Genomic DNA, 16,104 nt, shown 5'->3' with positions numbered 1-16,104 from the left:
TGCGTCGCCGGCGGCTCGATGGGCGGCATGCAGGTGCTGCAATGGGCGGCCAGCTACCCGGAGCGGGTGATCTCGGCCCTGCCGATCGCCACCGCCGCGCGCCATTCCGCGCAGAACATCGCGTTCCACGAAGTCGGCCGGCAGGCGGTCATGGCCGATCCCGACTGGCACGGCGGGCATTATCTTCAGCATGGGGTGACGCCCCATCGCGGGCTCGCGGTGGCGCGCATGGCCGCGCACATCACCTATATGTCCGACCAGGCCTTGCACCGAAAATTCGGCCGCAAGTTGCAGAACCGCGCCCTGCCCACGTTCGGCTTCGACGCCGATTTCCAGGTGGAAAGCTATCTGCGCTATCAGGGCGAGTCGTTCGTGCAGCGGTTCGACCCCAATTCCTACCTCTATGTCACCCGCGCCATGGATTATTTCGATCTGGCGGCGGACTATGACGGCGTGCTCGCCAATGCCTTCCGAGGCAGCAAGACGCGGTTCTGCCTGGTCTCCTTCACCAGCGACTGGCTGTTCCCGACGCAGGATTCCCGCGCCATCGTCCATGCGCTCAACGCCTCCGGGGCCAGCGTCTCGTTCGCCGAGATCGAGAGCGACAAAGGGCACGACGCCTTCCTGCTGGAGGAGCCGGAACTGTTCGACATCACACGCGGCTTCCTCGACAGCGCCGCCAAGGTTGCCGGTCTGCCGGCGGCGCGGGGCCGATGAGCACGCTCAACGGCAGGCTGATGGCCAAACCCCTTGATGAAACCGCCGTGCGCTCCTCCGGCGGGCGCGTCGATCTCGTGGTGGTCGCCGAGATGGTGGCGCGCGGCGCGCGGGTGCTGGACGTCGGCGCCGGCGATGGCGAACTGCTCGCTTTGCTCAGCGAAACCCGCGAATGCGACGCCCGTGGCATCGAGCTTTCCCGCGAAGGGGTGAATGCCGGCATCGCGCGCGGCCTGGCGGTGGTGCAGGGCGATGCCGACGTGGACCTCGCCCATTATCCCGACAACGCGTTCGATTATGTCATCCTCTCCCAGACGCTCCAGGCGACGCGTCGACCGCGCTGGGTGATGGAGCAGATGCTGCGGATCGGCCGGTACGCGATCGTCTCCTTCCCCAATTTCGGCCATTGGCGCTCGCGGCTGGACCTCATGGTGCACGGGCGCATGCCGGTGACCGAGAACATGCCGATCGCGTGGTATGAGACGCCGAACATCCATTTCTGCACCATCCGCGACTTCGTGGATCTGGTGGAACTGATGGATGCCCGCATGGAGAAGGCGGTGGCCCTGAACTCCTCCGGGCACCGCGTGCGCTTCAACATGCCCTGGTGGGTGTGGAACCTGCTGGGCGAGCAGGCGGTGTTTCAGCTCACCCGCAAGGGCTGAGACCGACTGAGCCGACGACCCTTCAAGCAGCAGGCACCCCTTGCCCGAACACCGGCTCAAGTGTCGGCACCAGTACGGCGCGCCGAATGGGGGCAGGCCGGTAAAGCTGCTTGGTCGCCTCCACCACATGCACCCCGGCGAACGGCAAATGGAGGCCCCCGCCCGCGCGCTCCCATGCCATGGCGGTGCGGAGCATCCAGCGCGAGGACAGCGGCGGGAAATACAGCGCCTCGTCCCATCCCACCGGGGTGAACAGCGCCTCCCGCAACAGGCGCACCACCTGCCCGCGCGAGAACGGCCGCCCGTTGCCGAAGGGCGTGGAATCCAGCCGCGCCCACACGCCGCGCCGGTTGGGCACCACGGCCAGCAGCCGCCCGCCGGGGGCGAGCACCCGCCACACCTCACGCAGGGTACCGGCGGCGTCCGGGGTCATTTCCAGGAGATGGACCGCCACCACACGGTCGATGCTGGACGTGGGGAGCGGCAGAGCCCCCTCGTCCGCCAGCGCGGCCAGTGCCGGCGCGGCGGACGGCCAGCGCACCACGCCCTGGGCGGCGGGCATCATGGCGATGCACCGCTCGGCTTCCTCGCGGAACACGCCGAGATAGGGCGTGGCATAGCCGACGCCGAGCACCGAAAGATTGCGCACGTTCGGCATCCGCGCACGGATCGCGCGCGCCACCACGCGGCGCGTCATGATGCCGAGCGGCTGGGCGTAGAAACTGCGAAGGTCGACGACGTCGAGAAACATGGTCCGCCTTTCCCTCGCGGCCTTATAGCATGCCCTGCCCACGCAATGAGCTTGCTCCATCGGGCCGGCGTGCTACTCAAGGGGCCCTATCGCCACGGCAGGAGAGATGGACCGATGACCGTCGAAATTCGGATCATTCCGTGCCTGAGCGACAATTACGCCGTGCTGATCCACGATCCCGTGTCCCAGGCGACCGCCGTGGTTGACGTGCCCGAGGTTGCCCCCGTGCTGGCGGCGCTGGATCGCGAGGGCTGGACGCTCACGCACATCCTCGTGACCCACCACCACGCGGACCATGTGGACGGCGTTCCCGCGCTCAAGGCCCAGTTCGGGGCCACCGTCGTCGGCCCAAAGGCGGAAGCCGCGACCATACCCGGCATCGACGTGGAAGTGGTGGATGGCGACCCGGTGGCGGTCGGCTCCCTGATTGGCCGCGTGCTGGAGACCCCCGGCCACACCGCCGGTCATGTCGTCTATCTGTTCGAGGATGAGCGCCTGCTGTTCGCCGGCGACACCTTGTTCGTGCTCGGCTGCGGCCGGCCGATCGAGTGCGAGGCGCCGGTGCTGTGGAAGTCGCTGCTGCGCCTGCGCGCGCTGCCGGACGATCTCTCGGTGTTCGTCGGCCATGAATATACCCTCTCCAACGGCCGCTTTGCCGTCAGTGTCGATCCCGACAACGGCGCCCTGCGCGCCCGGCTGGGCGAAGCCGAGGCGGCGCGCCAGGACGACAAGCCGACCATTCCGACGCTGTTGGGCGACGAGAAGCTCACCAACCCCTTCCTGCGCGCCGACGACCCCGGCATGGCGGAGCGCCTTGGCCTCGGCACCTCCGACCCGTCCGTGGTGTTCACCGAACTGCGCGCCCGCAAGAATGTCTTCAAGGGCTGAGCCGTGAGCGTGCTTTCCGCAGGCGAGGTGATCGCGCTCCTCGGCCTTCAGCCGCATCCTGAGGGCGGACATTTCCGCGAAACCTTCCGCGAGGCCGCAGGCGACGGGGCGCGGGGCGCATCCACCGCGATCTATTTCCTGCTGGCCGCCGGGGAACGCTCGCACTGGCACCGGGTGGATGCCAGCGAGGCGTGGCATTGGTACGCCGGCGCGCCGCTGCGCCTGTCCATGGCCCATCCCGACGGCGCCAAAGTCGAACATCTCCTCGGTCCCGACCTGATGGCCGGAGAACGCCCGCAGGCTGTGGTGCCGCCCCAGTCCTGGCAGGCGGCGGAAACGCTCGGCGCCTGGACCTTGGTCGGCTGCACGGTCGCGCCGGCCTTCGATTTTGCCGGCTTCGAGCTAGCGGCGCCGGGTTGGGAGCCGGCTTAGGATCTCAATTGCGCTGGAAATGACCCGGCGTATAGGTCCACACCGTCAGGCCCGAGATCTTCCAATTGCCGACCACCCATTTCGGATTGAGCGGCGCCGGCTGGACGGCGTCCGCCGTCTTGGCCGGCTTTTTGACGGCCTCGGCTTTCACCGCAGAATTGACCGGCTGATCGGCCACCGCGGGCGAAAGCCCCAAGGCAAGGGCGCAGACAAGGCCGGAAATCATCGAACGCATCTCAACGTCTCCGGGCGGATTTTGCTTCGGGCGAGGTGCAGTTTATCCCGAGCGGGACTTGGAGGTTCAAAAAAATGCCCCAAGCGCACGATCGTGATCGATATCCGCGCAAAAATCGCCATTTCCCTTCCCCCGCGTGATCTACCCCGCCCCCACCGACAGGTTTAAGGTTGCGCCTGCAACCCATCGTGGCCCAGGCGCGCGGTGGGCGGGGTTATCGGGGCTGGCGGCCGGGGGGTCGCGATGGTGAGTTTGGCACGAAAGGCGCACCGCGCCTGGGACGTCCTGCGCTGGCGTCACCTCTCGCTGCGGCGTCCGCCGCCGCAGGAAGCGCATTTTGTCGGGCCGATCGCCCGGTGCGACGACAAGGGACTGAGACGGGCGATCCAGGTGCATTCGCATCGCCGCTCCGGCACCCATTTCGTGATGGACACCCTGCGCGCGAACTTCGACGTGGACCGGGACTGGTTTCACCTCGAAGAGGATTTCTATGCCCGCCTCACCCACAAGCCGGTGGTCCTCAAGAGCCACGAGCGCGCCTGGGGCGAGAAGATCCGCTCGCCGGACCACTGGCATTGCTACATGCACTGGGTCGCGGCCAGCGCCTGCTATTCCAGCGCATTCCACATCCACGTCATCCGCAACCCGCGCGACGTTATGCGCTCGCAATATTATTTCGACATGAAGGGTCATGAGGCCGCGTTCCGGATCGAACCGGAGACGCAGTTCCTGGCCTATCTCACCACTCCTTCGGTCCGCGACCCGCAGGGGCGGCTGACCCCGCTCGCCTATTGGTGCGCACACATGGCGGCATGGCTCGCCCAGCCCGACGTGCACATGGTGCGCTACGAGGATCTGCTGGCCGACCCGCAGGCCGAACTGGCCCGGCTGTCGCTGTTCCTCAACATGCCGGTCCAGGCCGCGCGCCGGGTGCAACAGTCCGCCATCGGCCGCCAGACCAGCATCCGTATGTCGAAGCTGTTTCAGGCCGATTGGGGCGCGCGCGAGGAGCAACATCTTCTGGACCAATGCCGGCGCTTCAACCTACCCGACCTCGGCTACGGCCTTGCCGCCGGCGCACCCCAGGAGGCCACCACCCTCCCCCGGCCCAAGCTGCTCGCAGCGTTATGCGCGGCAACTCCCTCTCTCGCTTGCGGTGAAGGGGGCGGGGGCGACAAGCGAAAAAGCGAATGATCCCCCTTCCTTCGCTCTCGCCCCGAGGGGACCGTTGCGTTATTCCCTCTCCCGCTTGTGGGGAGGGGTAGGGAGGGGGAATTGGTGAGATATGGCCGGGTGCAGAGCCTTTTCTTAAGGCTCCTGCCCCCTCCCCAGCCCTCCCCCGCAAGCGGGAGAGGGGGCGAGCGCGCCAAGCGAGACAGCGAATGCCCCCCTTCTTTCTCTCCCTCCCCCCTTGAGGGGGAGGGTTGGGGTGGGGGGTATGGCGCCGCCCAAACCACCCTCGCCGAACCGAGTGGAGAGATACCCCCCACCCTGCCCTCCCCCTCAAGGGGGGAGGGGAACCCCAAATGCCAACACCTTTAGCCCCGCCGTTTCCGGCGAGGGTGGAGGGATGCGGGAGTGGATGGCGCGTCGGCAGACGCGCGTCGGGTAAAGGGTTGATATCAGGGCCTTCGCCCCTCCACTCCCGCGCGGTGATTTATGGCTTCTCGCTGACGCCGAGTGGGTGATCAGTTCTCCCATTAGCACCGGACGAACCAGTCCCGGATCCATGCGTCACGCCCTTGGGCCTCCTCTAGCTAACGTTCCCGGGGACGTTAATCCCGTTCCCGTCGGACAACCGCCCCAAACACCGCACATCAGGCCGCTCCGGACGCGCCCCTCCTTGGTGCAAGGTGAAGGCACGCTAGCACAGGTTGGAAGGAAAAGGAATATATTCCTTAATATTTTTTCCCGTCATGTACGGTGCAGGAGCCGGTTTGTGACGTGGGTCGGACCCGACTGTGGCCACTACAAAATGCCGCCGCATTAGGCCATTCAAGACTCTGATCGGCCCCGTACTTCAATCTCCAATCTGTCAAATATTATACAAGAAGGAGTGCATTCTTCTGCTAGACTTCGAGCAATTTGGGAGGGGGCGCATGTGGTTATTTGGTTGGCCAAGGGATAGGAAATCTGATCCTGCGTTTTTGCAACTCCAAGACAATCTGGAAGAAGCTGAGATCAGGCATCTGGAAGTCCTTCGGCGAGAAGTCGCCAACTTAATCGTTGTGACTGATCCGGACCTAATGGTCCGCTGCTACGAACGGGCGTGGAAATGGGAGGATGAGACCGCCAAATCCCCTGAACGGCTTCGAGCCGACGAGGTGGCCTTAGTCACGAAGATCAAAGCGTTCGAAGACTTCGACCTCATCTGTACTCGGCACTTCATTCCCTATGTCAAATCTATCGAAATGATTTCGGATGAGGACATTGTTGAGCGCTACCTGGATATCGGACGCATGTTGGTCATCATGAAGAATCGATCAAAGATCGATGCGGTGCGCCGACGGCCACTGCACGACGAGCACGAGCACAAGGTCTTGCTCGATAACATGCGAGGGGAGAGAGACCGGCGATTCCGGGCTCGGATAAAGGACGCCTTGGAACGTTTTTATGCCTACCGACAGGGCTTTGGGGCAGGTAAAGACGATTACTTTGCGGGTCTGTATGAGACGTTCTCCGATGCTAATTTAGAGGTATTCAGAATACACCGCGACCTCTCGCCGGAGAACGAAACTGGGGTCGTATTCAAGAAGACAGATGAATACGGAATATATTCATCATTCACTCACGACGACGGTCATGTGACAGAAAGTTATTATCGGACGGATAAGCATTTCGGTAAAAGAGAGCACTTAATAAATTGATTGCGTATCTCGGATGTTCGTCCAGATCTTAATTGCCGAACTCATCTTCTTACCCCTCAATCCGCCCCACCCGCCCGCGCCGCGCGCCAAAAACCTTCCGCTGCCGGGCTCATGCGCGCCTTCGGGCGGAACAGGCGGATGTGCATGGGGATGTCCCATTCCGGGCCGCCGGCGCGCACCAGGCGGCCGCCGGGCTTCAGGTCTTCGGCGGCAAGGCTCAGTGGGGCGAAGGTCATGCCCCGGCCGTCGGCGGCGAGCGCCTTGAGGGCGGTGGAGAGGTGGGAGGTGAACACCGGCTTCAGCACCGCCGCCGGCCCATTCGCGGTGCGCGCCGCCTCGACGATCCGCCCCATGCCGGATTCCGCGCTGAAGGCGAGATAGGCGGCCGGTGCTGCGGCCGTTCCGGGCAGGGGATGCAGCGGCGCGCCGTCCGCCCCGCGCCCGCAGACCGGCACCAGGGTGTCGCTGCCAAGGGTCGTGGAGATGAAGGTGGATGCCTCCACCCGGCTCGGGGCGAGCGGATGATGGTGGCAGAGGAAGAACTGGCCCTTGCCTTCCAGCATCATGCGCTCGCACGCCTGCATATTGTCCGCCGCGAGGCGCACCGCGCTGTCGGCGACAGCCCCTTCCAGCGTGCGCAGCCACGCCGGGAAGAAGGTGAGGGAGAGCGCGTGGGTGGCGAGGAAGACAAGTTCGCTCGATGTGGCGCGCGCCGCGTCCGCCGCCGCAGCGCGGCCGCGCTGGAGCAGGTGCAGCGTCTCCTGCGCCACCGGATGAAAGGTCTCGCCCGCCGCCGTCAGGGCGAGGCGGTGGGTGTCGCGGTCGAACAGCGGCGCGCCGACCCAGGCTTCAAGCGCGCGGATGCGGCGGCTGAAGGCGGGCTGCGTCACGTTTCGCCGCTCCGCCGCGCGGGAGAAGTTCATGCATTCGGCGAGGGCGATGAAGTCCTCCAGCCACGCCGCTTCCATTCATGCCACCGCGCTATGGAACAAGGTGCATTCGGCATAAGGCATTTGCCCCGCCTCGCGATAGTGTCCGCCCGTCCCGCCCTGGGGACCCAAGCATATGCGGGCAACCCCGCGGGAGGAGCGAACAATGGCGCAGTATCGCATCGCCACCATTCCCGGCGACGGCATCGGCAATGAAGTGGTGCCCGAGGGCATCCGCGTGCTGGATGCGGCCGGCGCGCGCTTCGGTCTCTCGTTCCAGTGGGACCATTTCGACTGGAGCTGCGCCCATTATCAAAAGCACGGCGAGATGATGCCGAAGGACGGCCTCGACCGGATTAAGAACCACGATGCCATTTTCCTCGGCGCGGTGGGCTTTCCCGGCGTGCCGGACCACGTTTCGCTCTGGGGCCTGCTGATCCCGATCCGGCGCAATTTCCGCCAATATGTGGCGCTGCGCCCGGTGCGTCTGCTCCAGGGCATGACCTCGCCGCTGGCGGGGCGCACCGCCAAGGACATCGATTTCTACGTGGTGCGTGAGAACAACGAGGGCGAATATTCCGAGATCGGCGGCCGCATGTATCGCGGCACGCCGCAGGAATTCGCCTCGCAGCAGGCGGTGTTCACCCGCACCGGCACCGACGCCATCATGCGCTATGCCTTCGAGCTGGCGCGCACGCGGGCGAAGAAGCATGTGACCTCGGCCACCAAGTCCAACGGCATCGTCCACACCATGCCGTTCTGGGACGAGCGGTTCGCCGCCGTGAAGGCCGACTATCCCGACATCCGCACCGACCAGTATCATATCGACATTCTGGCGGCGCATTTCGTGATGAACCCGGACCGCTTCGACGTGGTGGTCGCCTCCAACCTGTTCGGCGACATCCTGTCCGATCTTGGGCCGGCGGTGGCCGGGTCGCTCGGCATCGCGCCGGGAGCCAACATCAATCCGGAGCGGGACTTCCCCTCCATGTTCGAGCCGGTGCATGGCTCGGCGCCCGACATCGCCGGGCAGGGCATCGCCAATCCCATCGGCCAGATCTGGTCCGGCGCCATGATGCTGGAGCATCTCGGCCACACGGATGCGGCGGACGCCGTGATCGCGGCGATCGAGACGGTTCTGGCCGATCCGGCGCTGCGCACCCGCGACCTTGGCGGCACCGCATCGACGGCGGACTGCGGCGCCGCCATCGCCGCCGCCGTAAAAGGCTGAGGGGGCGCACAGACCCTTTGACGGGACGATGATAAGGCGCGAGAAAGCTCACCCGGACGTCATCGGCGTACCGGTCAGCCATCCAGAGCGGTCATGATCGTCACCCATCTTGTCGGCGGCCTGGGCAACCAGATGTTCCAGTACGCCGCCGGCCGCGCCCTGGCGCTTCGGCGAGGGGCGGACCTGCGGCTGGACCGCAGCGCCTTCGGCACCACCGAGCGGCGCGCCTATGGCCTCGACGCCTTCGCGCTGAAAGCGGTCGAAGCCGGGCCGGGCGATCTGCCCTCCGCCCGCCGCTCGCTGCGCGATCGGCTGCTCGCCAAGCATCGCCCGCGCCGGCATCAGGAGGCGGGGCTGGGCTTCTGCGCCGACGTGCTCGATCTGCCGGATGGCAGCTATCTCGAGGGCTATTGGCAATCCGAGCGCTATTTCCGCGACCAGGACGCTGCGATCCGCGCCGATTTCACCCTGCGCGCGCCGCCACGCCATGAGAGCCTGCCGCTGCTGGCGCGGGCCGAGGCGCAGAACAGCGTCTCGCTGCATGTGCGGCGGGGCGATTATGCCTCCGACCCCACCGTGCAGGCGGTCCATGGCACCTGCCCGCCGGCTTATTATGCCGAGGCGGTTGCCCTGTTGAAGCCGCGCGTCGGGGGCGATCTCGTCGGCTTCATCTTTTCCGATGACCACGACTGGGTGCGGGCGAACCTCTCCCTTCCCATCGAGACCGTGCATGTGGAGCACAACGGGGCGGAACACGCCCACGAGGATCTGCGCCTGATGAGCGCGTGCCGCCACCACGTCATCGCCAACAGCACCTTCTCCTGGTGGGGCGCCTGGCTGGATGCGCGCGACGGCGGTTCGGTGGTCGCGCCCGCCCGCTGGTTCGCGGCCGATCATCTGGACGGCAGCGACATCGTCCCGGAGCGCTGGATCAGGATTTGAACAGGCTCTGGCGGATCGGCCGCCAAGCGTCCCGCAAGACTGTCGGCATCAAGTCGCCGAGCCGGCGGCGCCCGTCGCGGGGCGGGTGGGCGTAGAGCGCGCGGAAATAGGCGGCGATGGCCGGCGGGGTCGCGGCGAACCGCTCCATCTGCTTGGCGCTGCGCACCTTGTTGCGCTTCAGCAGGCGCCACCAGAACAGCGCCACGTCCGGGTCGTCGTGCAGCTGGTTGAACGCCTTCTCGAACATCAGCAGGGTTTCGCGCATCTTCAGCGCCTCGTCGCCCCGCACCGTCTCGGTGATCTGGTGCGCCGCCCCTGATGTGGTGACGATGAGCGGCTCGGGCAGGAACGCCACGCGCGGGTTGAGGCGCAGCGCGCGCATGTAGAAATCCACGTCCACCAGCCATTTCAGGCGCGGATCATAATGCAGCGCCGCCGAGCGACGGTGGATGGTGGCGCTGGGCGCGCCGATGACATTGCCGAGCAGCAGCCGTTCCGGCCGCAGCTTCATATCGGCGAGCTGGGCGGCATCGGCGGCATGCACCCAGCTTTCGCCGGTGGAGACGTCCTCGACCTGGCTAGCGCAGAAGCCGAGCAGGCAATCGGGGTTTTCGTCCATCAGCGCCACGAACCGCCCCAACGCGTCGCCATTCGCGAACCGGTCGTCGTGGTGCAGGATCTTCACCAACGGCGCGTGCGAGAGGCGGATCGCCTCGTCCCAATTGCGCGGCGAGCCGAGCGGATGGAGATTGCGGAAATAGCGCAGCCGGCCGCCGAAATCGTAGGAGCGGATCAGCTCCTCCACCTCCCCGTCGGGCGAATCATCGGTGATCACGACCTCGTAGTCGATGAACCGCTGGATCACCAGCGAATCGAGCGCCTGCTCCAGGTAGGACACCTGCCTGTAGGCGGGAATGCAGACGGAAACGGCGGTCAAAAGGCTTACATCCCGGTCAGCGTGGCGCGCCATTCAACCCGCCGCGCCGCGCGCGATCAAGCCGCTTGGTGAAACCCCCTTGCCCGGGGCGCCCGGGGCGGCATATTTGGGGGCCGGGGCCCGAAGATTTGGAGAGCAAAAAGCGTAATGACAGGCGGCCTCTTCCAGCGCCCCGAAGCCAATTATGTGGTGGATGACCACGTCATCGACGACATCCTGCGCGATCCCGCACAGCCGCTCGCCCGCATCGCCGCGCTCATCCCGGATGGCGCCCGCGTGCTGGATATCGGCGCCGGCAACGGCAATCTCGCCCGCGTTTCTGGCGCGGGCCGGCCGCACGCTCACCATGGACGGCATAGAACCCAACGTGTTCGCGGCGCACCTCGCGCGGCCCCATTACCGCACCATGCACACCGCGTTCGCGCAGGATCTGATCGCGGCGGGGGCGCTGGGCGAGCACGACTTCATCGTCCTCGCCGACGTGATCGAGCACACCTCCGACCCCTTCGCCTTTCCTGAGCGGCCTCGCGCCGCTGGTGACGGGAAAACACCAAGGTGCTGCTGTCGGTGCCGCATATCGGCTTCGGCGCGGCGCGCCTTGGCCTGCTCAACGGCGCGTTCGACTATGTGGATTCCGGGCTGCTGGAGCGCACGCATCTGCGCTTCTTCACCCTGAAGACCGCCCTGACGCTGTTTTCCGATCTGAACTGGGGTGTGGAAAAGGTGCTGCGCCTCCAGCGTAGCTTCACCCGCGTCGAATACGACCGGGCCTCGCTCCAGGCGCCGGCCAGCGTCCTGCGCCGGCTCGCGGCGGACGATGAGGCCCGCACCTACCAGTATCTCTATGTGCTGTCCGGCAATGCCGACGCCACGCCGGTGTTCGAGCGATATGGCGCCAGCGAGACGCAGGTGCTCTCCGACCTCGGGGTGGGCAAGACCATGGCGCGGCTGCGCCGGCTGGTGGCGGGCGGAAAACGCTGAGTCGCGCTACAGGAAGGCCAGCAGGTCCCGCAGCATTTCGTCCGGCCGCTCCTCCTGCACCAGATGGCCGCAATCGATTGGCCGTCCGCTGACGTCGCGGGCTTTTTCGCGCCAGGTGGCAAGCACGTCGTAGAGTTCGCCGACCACGCCGCGCGCGCCCCAGAGCGCCAGCAGCGGCGCTTCGATGCGGGCGTCGGCATCGGCCGCATCATGGATCAGGTCGATGCCGGCGGCGGCGCGATAATCCTCGCAGATGGCGTGGCGGGTGGCCGGGTCCATGTAGCAGCGCAGATATTCCGCGAACGCTTCCGCCTCGGTGGCGCCGGGGGTCTTGGTCTGCCCGGCGAGATGGTGGCGCAGGAAATATTCCGGGTCCGCTCCTATCATGCGCTCGGGCACCGGATAGGGCTGGATCAGGAAGAACCACCAGAAATAGCGGGTCGCGAACGCCTTGTCGGTCATGGCGTACATGGTCGCGGTCGGGGCGATATCGATGACGCACACCTTGGACACCGCGTGCGGATGATCCAGCGCCATGCGATGCGCCACCCGCCCGCCCCGGTCATGGCCCACCAGCGCAAACCGGTCGAACCCGAGCCGAGCCATCAGCCCCACCTGATCCCTCGCCATTTCGCGCTTGGAATAGGCGATGTGGTCCGGCCCGCCCTCCGGCTTGGAACTGTCGCCATAGCCGCGCAGGTCGGGAGCCACCACGGTAAAGCGCCGCGCCAGCGCCGGGGCGATCTTGCGCCAGGTGACGTGGGTCTGGGGATGACCGTGGAGCAGCAGCAGGGGTGGCCCCTCTCCGGCGACGGCAGCGCGGATCGAAATGCCGCCGACGTCCACGTCGAGCAGCCGGAAGCCCTCCATGAGGGGCGCGGGGCCGTGCTCGATCAGATCAGGGGCCATGGTCGTCTCCGCTCTTCTCGGCGCCCACAGTGGCACAGGAGCAGATCGGACGGTTATGCCATGGCGGCATGGTTCTATCGCGGGAGACGCGGGTTATACGCCGGCTTGTCCCGGACAAGCGAAGCCGAAGGCTGAGCGCCGATCCGGGACCCAGCGCACGACTGCGGCGAAGCCGTCACCCCGCGACCAGCGTAAAGAACATCTCCGCCGCGCGGCATCGGAGATGAGTCGAAGCGCCTTCGGCGGCTCTTTGCGCTGGGTCCCGGATCTACACTCCGGCTACGCCGTCGCTTGTCCGGGACAAATGCCTGCGGCTCAGGCGGCCTTGCGCTCCCGCCGTGCCTTCAGGAAGGCCTGCGCCTCCCCGACGATGCCGCGTCGGAACAGGGAGACGGCGAGGACGAAGATGACGCCCTGGATCACCAGAACCCATTCGCCGAGCGAGGCGAGATAGTTCTGCATGGTGACGATGATGGCGGCGCCGACGAACGGGCCGAGGATAGTGCCCATGCCGCCCACCAGGGTCATCAGAATCACCTCGCCCGACATCTGCCAGGCGACGTCGGTGAGCGAGGCGAGTTGGAACACGATCGCCTTGGTGGCGCCGGCAAGGCCGGCGAGGGCGGCGGACAGCACGAAGGCGAGCGTCTTGTAATGGTTCACCCGGTAGCCGAGCGAGATCGCGCGCGGCTCGTTCTCGCGGATCGCCCGCAGCACCTGCCCGAACGGCGAGTTGATGGTGCGGTAGATGATGGCGAAACCGATCAGGAAGATCGCCAGCACCACGTAATAGAGGTTGATGTCCTTGGTGATGTCGATGATGCCGAACACCGCGCGGCGCGGCACCGATTGCAGGCCGTCCTCGCCGCCGGTGAAGCGCGCCTGGAGGCAGAAGAAGAAGAACATCTGCGCCAGGGCGAGCGTGACCATGGCAAAATAAATGCCCTGCCGGCGGATCGCCAGCAGCGAGGCGATGAAGCCGAGCAGAGCGGCGGCGGCGGTGCCGGCGAGAATGCCAAGTTCCGGCGTGAACCCCATCTCCTTCACGCAATAGGCGCTGATGTAGGCCGCGCCGCCGAAGAACATGGCATGGCCGAACGAGAGCAGGCCGACATATCCCAGCAGCAGGTTGAAGGCGCAGGCGAACAGCGCGAAGCACAGCACCTTCATCAGGAACACGGGATAGATCACCAGCGGCGCTGCGATCAGCAATGCGATCGCGGCGATGGTGAAGGCGATGCGGGTCACGGCCTTGCCGTCCTTGCGGGCCGGAGCGGCCATGTGGGACGCAGTCATGGGGCGCTCTTTCTCGTTTCGCCGGTCATTTCGCCGTGCCGAACAGGCCGGAGGGCTTCAGCATCAGAACGATGGCCATGATGACGAAGATCACGGTGGAGGAGGCTTCGGGGTAGAACACCTTGGTCAGGCCTTCCACGAGCCCGAGGCCGAAGCCGGTGATGATGGCGCCAAGGATCGAGCCCATGCCGCCGATCACCACCACGGCAAACACCACGATGATGAGGTTGGAGCCCATGGTGGGGCTCACCTGATAGGCCGGCGCGGCGAGCACGCCGGCGAGCGCGGCGAGCCCGACGCCGAAGCCGTAGGTGAGCGTGATCATGCGCGGCACGTCGATGCCGAAGGCCTGCACCAGTTCCGGGCGCTCGGTGGCCGCGCGCAGATAGGAGCCGAGCTTGGTGCGCTCGATCACGAACCAGGTGGCAAAGCACACCACCAGCGAGGCGATCACCACGAAGCCGCGATAATTGGGCAGGAACATGAAGCCGAGATTGGTGCCGCCCGGCAGCGGATTGTCATAGGGCAGGCCGGATGCGCCGTATTGCCGGCGGAACAGGCCCTCGATGATGAGGGCGAGGCCGAAGGTCAGGAGCAGGCCGTAGAGATGGTCGAGCTGATAGAGCCGGCGCAAGAGCGTACGCTCGATGATCATGCCGATGATCGCGACGACGATGGGCGAGATGATCAGGGCGCCCCAGAACGGGATGCCGAAGTAGTTCAGCGCCATCCAGGCGCCGAACGCGCCCATCATATATTGCGCGCCGTGGGTGAAATTGATGACGTTCAGCAGCCCGAAAATCACCGCGAGCCCAAGGCTCAGCATGGCGTAGAACGAGCCATTGATCAGGCCCAGCAGAAGCTGGCCGAAGAGGGCCTGCGGCGCGATGCCGAGCAGTTCGAACATGGGGCGCGTGTCTCTGTGAGGGACCGTTGCGTCAGTCCCTCTCCCGCTTGCGGGGGAGGGTCAGGGTGGCGGCGCGTGAGCGCGTGAAGCAATCCGAGACCTTCCGAGCGCGCCCCTCCCCTTCCCCGCAAGCGGGAGAGGGGAAAGGTCGCGCCGGCAGTCTGGTATCAGGTCTTCTTGACGAGCGGGCAGTCGCCCTGGTCGAGCGGGCGGAACGCCTCGTTCGCCGGGACGGTGGCCTTGAGGTTGTAATAGTCGTAGGGGCCCTTGGACTCCGACGGCTTCTTCACCTCGAACAGATACATGGGATGGATCTGGCGGCCGTCCGCGCGGACCTCGCCCTTGCCGAACAGCTTGTCGTCGGTGGGCAGCTTCTTCATTTCAGCCACGACGGCGGCGCCGTCCTTGGCGGCCTTCAGGGCGGCGACCGACTTGAGATAGTGGGTCACGCCCGAATACACGCCGGCATGCACCATGGTCGGGTACTTGCCGCCGTTGCCGGCCGAGAACTCCTTGGCGAACGCGCGGTTGGCGTCCGTCATGTCCCAGTACCAGGCTTCGGTCATGGTCAGGCCCTGGGCGGTCTTCAGCCCGAGCGAGTGCACGTCGGAGATGAACACCAGCAGGCCGGCGAGCTTCTGGCCGCCGGACACGATGCCGTATTCCGCCGCCTGCTTGATCGAGTTGATGGTGTCGCCGCCGGCATTGGCGAGGCCGATGACCTTGGCCTTGGAGCCCTGCGCCTGGAGCAGGAAGGACGAGAAGTCGGCGTTGTTGATCGGCACGCGCACGTTGCCGAGCACCTTGCCGCCGTTCGCGGTGACGACCGCCGAGGTGTCGCGCTCCAGCGCCTGGCCGAAGGCATAGTCGGCGGTGATGAAGAACCAGCTGTCGCCGCCGTTCTTGGTGATCGCCTTGCCGGTCACGTTGGCCAGCGACCAGGTGTCGTAGGTCCAGTGCACCGTGTTGGGGGTGCAGGCCTTGCCCGTGAGGTCGGAGGAGCCGGCGCCGGAATTGACGAAGACCTTGTTCTTTTCCTTGGTGATCTGGCTCACCGCCAGAGCGACGCCGGAATTCGGGGTGTCGACGATCACGTCGACGCCGTCCACATCGTACCACTGGCGGGCGACGGACGCGCCGACGTCAGCCTTGTTCTGGTGGTCGGCGGAGACCACTTCCACCTGAAGGTCCTTGTTGGTGGCGTTGAAATCCTCGACAGCCTTCTTCGCCGCCCAAACCGAGCCGGGGCCCGAAAGGTCGGAATAGAGGCTGGACATGTCGGTCAGGACGCCGATCTTGACCTTGGTCTGGGCATCGGCGGCACTTGCCATCGCGAAGACGCTGGCAGCGGCCATCAGCATGGTTGCAAGACGCATGGGTTTCCTCCTGCCGGCTTGTGCCGGCCGCGTTATTACGA

Annotated in this window: 18 protein-coding genes; 9 read left to right on the top strand and 9 right to left on the bottom strand. The window is 65.9% G+C overall.

What is annotated here, in order from left to right; translation table 11 throughout:
- The coding region (gene metX, locus ADADO0_RS07000; RefSeq protein WP_511304401.1) for a homoserine O-acetyltransferase MetX at nucleotides 1–717 on the top strand (717 nt) is incomplete at its 5' end.
- Entirely contained in the window at nucleotides 714–1,382 is a 669-nt protein-coding gene (gene metW, locus ADADO0_RS06995) for a methionine biosynthesis protein MetW (protein WP_511304400.1), read from the top strand. The genes metX and metW, both read left to right, overlap by 4 nt.
- A 22-nt stretch (nucleotides 1,383–1,404) precedes the next feature.
- On the opposite strand, the gene ADADO0_RS06990 is transcribed toward metW, so the two are convergent.
- Nucleotides 1,405–2,133 carry a class I SAM-dependent methyltransferase gene (locus ADADO0_RS06990; protein ID WP_511304399.1) on the bottom strand — a complete coding sequence of 243 codons (729 nt, stop codon included), beginning with the start codon at nucleotides 2,131–2,133 and terminating at the stop codon, nucleotides 1,405–1,407.
- 114 nt (nucleotides 2,134–2,247) lie between these two features.
- Between ADADO0_RS06990 and gloB the strand changes: the two genes are divergently transcribed.
- Complete coding sequence (gloB, locus tag ADADO0_RS06985) at nucleotides 2,248–3,021, top strand: hydroxyacylglutathione hydrolase (RefSeq protein ID WP_511304398.1); 774 nt, start codon at nucleotides 2,248–2,250, stop codon at nucleotides 3,019–3,021.
- 3 nt (nucleotides 3,022–3,024) lie between these two features.
- Nucleotides 3,025–3,453: a cupin domain-containing protein gene (locus ADADO0_RS06980; RefSeq protein WP_511304397.1), complete on the top strand. Its 429-nt coding sequence runs from the start codon at nucleotides 3,025–3,027 to the stop codon at nucleotides 3,451–3,453.
- Between the two features lie 4 nt (nucleotides 3,454–3,457).
- Here ADADO0_RS06980 and ADADO0_RS06975 read toward each other — a convergent pair whose 3' ends face one another.
- Nucleotides 3,458–3,688 carry a hypothetical protein gene (locus ADADO0_RS06975; protein ID WP_511304396.1) on the bottom strand — a complete coding sequence of 77 codons (231 nt, stop codon included), beginning with the start codon at nucleotides 3,686–3,688 and terminating at the stop codon, nucleotides 3,458–3,460.
- 243 nt (nucleotides 3,689–3,931) lie between these two features.
- Between ADADO0_RS06975 and ADADO0_RS06970 the strand changes: the two genes are divergently transcribed.
- The gene (locus ADADO0_RS06970; protein ID WP_511304395.1) at nucleotides 3,932–4,882 is read left to right on the top strand and encodes a sulfotransferase domain-containing protein; all 951 of its coding nucleotides are present in this window, start codon (nucleotides 3,932–3,934) and stop codon (nucleotides 4,880–4,882) included.
- A gap of 905 nt (nucleotides 4,883–5,787) precedes the next feature.
- On the top strand, nucleotides 5,788–6,555 hold the full coding sequence (locus ADADO0_RS06965; RefSeq protein WP_511304394.1) for a hypothetical protein: 768 nt from the start codon (nucleotides 5,788–5,790) through the stop codon (nucleotides 6,553–6,555).
- A 56-nt stretch (nucleotides 6,556–6,611) separates the two neighbouring features.
- Here the strand turns inward: ADADO0_RS06965 and ADADO0_RS06960 are convergent, their stop codons facing one another.
- Nucleotides 6,612–7,523, bottom strand: a complete 912-nt coding sequence (locus ADADO0_RS06960; RefSeq protein ID WP_511304393.1) for a LysR family transcriptional regulator — start codon at nucleotides 7,521–7,523, stop codon at nucleotides 6,612–6,614.
- Between the two features lie 127 nt (nucleotides 7,524–7,650).
- On the opposite strand from ADADO0_RS06960, the gene ADADO0_RS06955 reads away from it, so the two are divergent.
- Together ADADO0_RS06955 and ADADO0_RS06950 are read left to right on the top strand one after the other, a co-directional pair.
- The gene (locus tag ADADO0_RS06955) at nucleotides 7,651–8,715 is read left to right on the top strand and encodes a tartrate dehydrogenase (RefSeq protein WP_511304391.1); all 1,065 of its coding nucleotides are present in this window, start codon (nucleotides 7,651–7,653) and stop codon (nucleotides 8,713–8,715) included.
- Nucleotides 8,716–8,808: 93 nt separating this feature from the next.
- Entirely contained in the window at nucleotides 8,809–9,657 is an 849-nt protein-coding gene (locus ADADO0_RS06950; protein WP_511304390.1) for an alpha-1,2-fucosyltransferase, read from the top strand.
- Here ADADO0_RS06950 and ADADO0_RS06945 read toward each other — a convergent pair.
- Nucleotides 9,647–10,627 (bottom strand): glycosyltransferase family 2 protein, encoded by a 981-nt coding sequence (locus ADADO0_RS06945; RefSeq protein ID WP_511304389.1) that lies wholly within the window; start codon nucleotides 10,625–10,627, stop codon nucleotides 9,647–9,649. The two genes, ADADO0_RS06950 and ADADO0_RS06945, sit on opposite strands and share 11 nt — an antisense overlap.
- Nucleotides 10,628–10,951, bottom strand: coding sequence for a hypothetical protein (locus ADADO0_RS06940; RefSeq protein WP_511304387.1), 324 nt, complete (start codon nucleotides 10,949–10,951; stop codon nucleotides 10,628–10,630).
- Between the two features lie 198 nt (nucleotides 10,952–11,149).
- On the opposite strand from ADADO0_RS06940, the gene ADADO0_RS06935 reads away from it, so the two are divergent.
- Nucleotides 11,150–11,575, top strand: a complete 426-nt coding sequence (locus ADADO0_RS06935; RefSeq protein ID WP_511304386.1) for a hypothetical protein — start codon at nucleotides 11,150–11,152, stop codon at nucleotides 11,573–11,575.
- Nucleotides 11,576–11,581: 6 nt separating this feature from the next.
- Here ADADO0_RS06935 and ADADO0_RS06930 read toward each other — a convergent pair whose 3' ends face one another.
- From ADADO0_RS06930 to ADADO0_RS06915, 4 genes are all read right to left on the bottom strand, one after another.
- Nucleotides 11,582–12,484, bottom strand: coding sequence for an alpha/beta fold hydrolase (locus tag ADADO0_RS06930; RefSeq protein ID WP_511304385.1), 903 nt, complete (start codon nucleotides 12,482–12,484; stop codon nucleotides 11,582–11,584).
- 315 nt (nucleotides 12,485–12,799) lie between these two features.
- A complete protein-coding gene (locus ADADO0_RS06925; RefSeq protein ID WP_511304384.1) occupies nucleotides 12,800–13,780 on the bottom strand; it encodes a branched-chain amino acid ABC transporter permease in 981 nt (326 codons plus the stop codon).
- A 25-nt stretch (nucleotides 13,781–13,805) separates the two neighbouring features.
- Nucleotides 13,806–14,687, bottom strand: coding sequence for a branched-chain amino acid ABC transporter permease (locus ADADO0_RS06920; protein WP_511304383.1), 882 nt, complete (start codon nucleotides 14,685–14,687; stop codon nucleotides 13,806–13,808).
- A 167-nt stretch (nucleotides 14,688–14,854) separates the two neighbouring features.
- Nucleotides 14,855–16,063 carry an ABC transporter substrate-binding protein gene (locus ADADO0_RS06915; protein ID WP_511304382.1) on the bottom strand — a complete coding sequence of 403 codons (1,209 nt, stop codon included), beginning with the start codon at nucleotides 16,061–16,063 and terminating at the stop codon, nucleotides 14,855–14,857.
- Nucleotides 16,064–16,104: the final 41 nt, after the last annotated feature.

Source organism: Aquabacter sp. (assembly GCF_965279295.1).
Lineage (GTDB): Bacteria > Pseudomonadota > Alphaproteobacteria > Rhizobiales > Xanthobacteraceae > Aquabacter.
The sequence above is the reverse complement of the archived record's forward strand: the minus strand, read 5'-3'. Positions and strand labels throughout refer to the sequence as shown.

What these genes read in the sequence shown, in the direction of transcription:
- ADADO0_RS06990 (WP_511304399.1), bottom strand. Translation starts at nt 2,133, where the DNA reads ATGTTTCTCGACGTCGTCGACCTTCGCAGTTTCTACGCCCAGCCGCTC.
- ADADO0_RS06930 (WP_511304385.1), bottom strand. Translation starts at nt 12,484, where the DNA reads ATGGCCCCTGATCTGATCGAGCACGGCCCCGCGCCCCTCATGGAGGGC.
- ADADO0_RS06940 (WP_511304387.1), bottom strand. Translation starts at nt 10,951, where the DNA reads ATGCCGTCCATGGTGAGCGTGCGGCCGGCCCGCGCCAGAAACGCGGGC.
- metW (WP_511304400.1), top strand. Translation starts at nt 714, where the DNA reads ATGAGCACGCTCAACGGCAGGCTGATGGCCAAACCCCTTGATGAAACC.
- ADADO0_RS06950 (WP_511304390.1), top strand. Translation starts at nt 8,809, where the DNA reads ATGATCGTCACCCATCTTGTCGGCGGCCTGGGCAACCAGATGTTCCAG.
- ADADO0_RS06920 (WP_511304383.1), bottom strand. Translation starts at nt 14,687, where the DNA reads ATGTTCGAACTGCTCGGCATCGCGCCGCAGGCCCTCTTCGGCCAGCTT.
- ADADO0_RS06960 (WP_511304393.1), bottom strand. Translation starts at nt 7,523, where the DNA reads ATGGAAGCGGCGTGGCTGGAGGACTTCATCGCCCTCGCCGAATGCATG.
- gloB (WP_511304398.1), top strand. Translation starts at nt 2,248, where the DNA reads ATGACCGTCGAAATTCGGATCATTCCGTGCCTGAGCGACAATTACGCC.
- ADADO0_RS06955 (WP_511304391.1), top strand. Translation starts at nt 7,651, where the DNA reads ATGGCGCAGTATCGCATCGCCACCATTCCCGGCGACGGCATCGGCAAT.
- ADADO0_RS06925 (WP_511304384.1), bottom strand. Translation starts at nt 13,780, where the DNA reads ATGACTGCGTCCCACATGGCCGCTCCGGCCCGCAAGGACGGCAAGGCC.
- ADADO0_RS06945 (WP_511304389.1), bottom strand. Translation starts at nt 10,627, where the DNA reads ATGGCGCGCCACGCTGACCGGGATGTAAGCCTTTTGACCGCCGTTTCC.
- ADADO0_RS06970 (WP_511304395.1), top strand. Translation starts at nt 3,932, where the DNA reads ATGGTGAGTTTGGCACGAAAGGCGCACCGCGCCTGGGACGTCCTGCGC.
- ADADO0_RS06975 (WP_511304396.1), bottom strand. Translation starts at nt 3,688, where the DNA reads ATGCGTTCGATGATTTCCGGCCTTGTCTGCGCCCTTGCCTTGGGGCTT.
- ADADO0_RS06915 (WP_511304382.1), bottom strand. Translation starts at nt 16,063, where the DNA reads ATGCGTCTTGCAACCATGCTGATGGCCGCTGCCAGCGTCTTCGCGATG.
- ADADO0_RS06965 (WP_511304394.1), top strand. Translation starts at nt 5,788, where the DNA reads ATGTGGTTATTTGGTTGGCCAAGGGATAGGAAATCTGATCCTGCGTTT.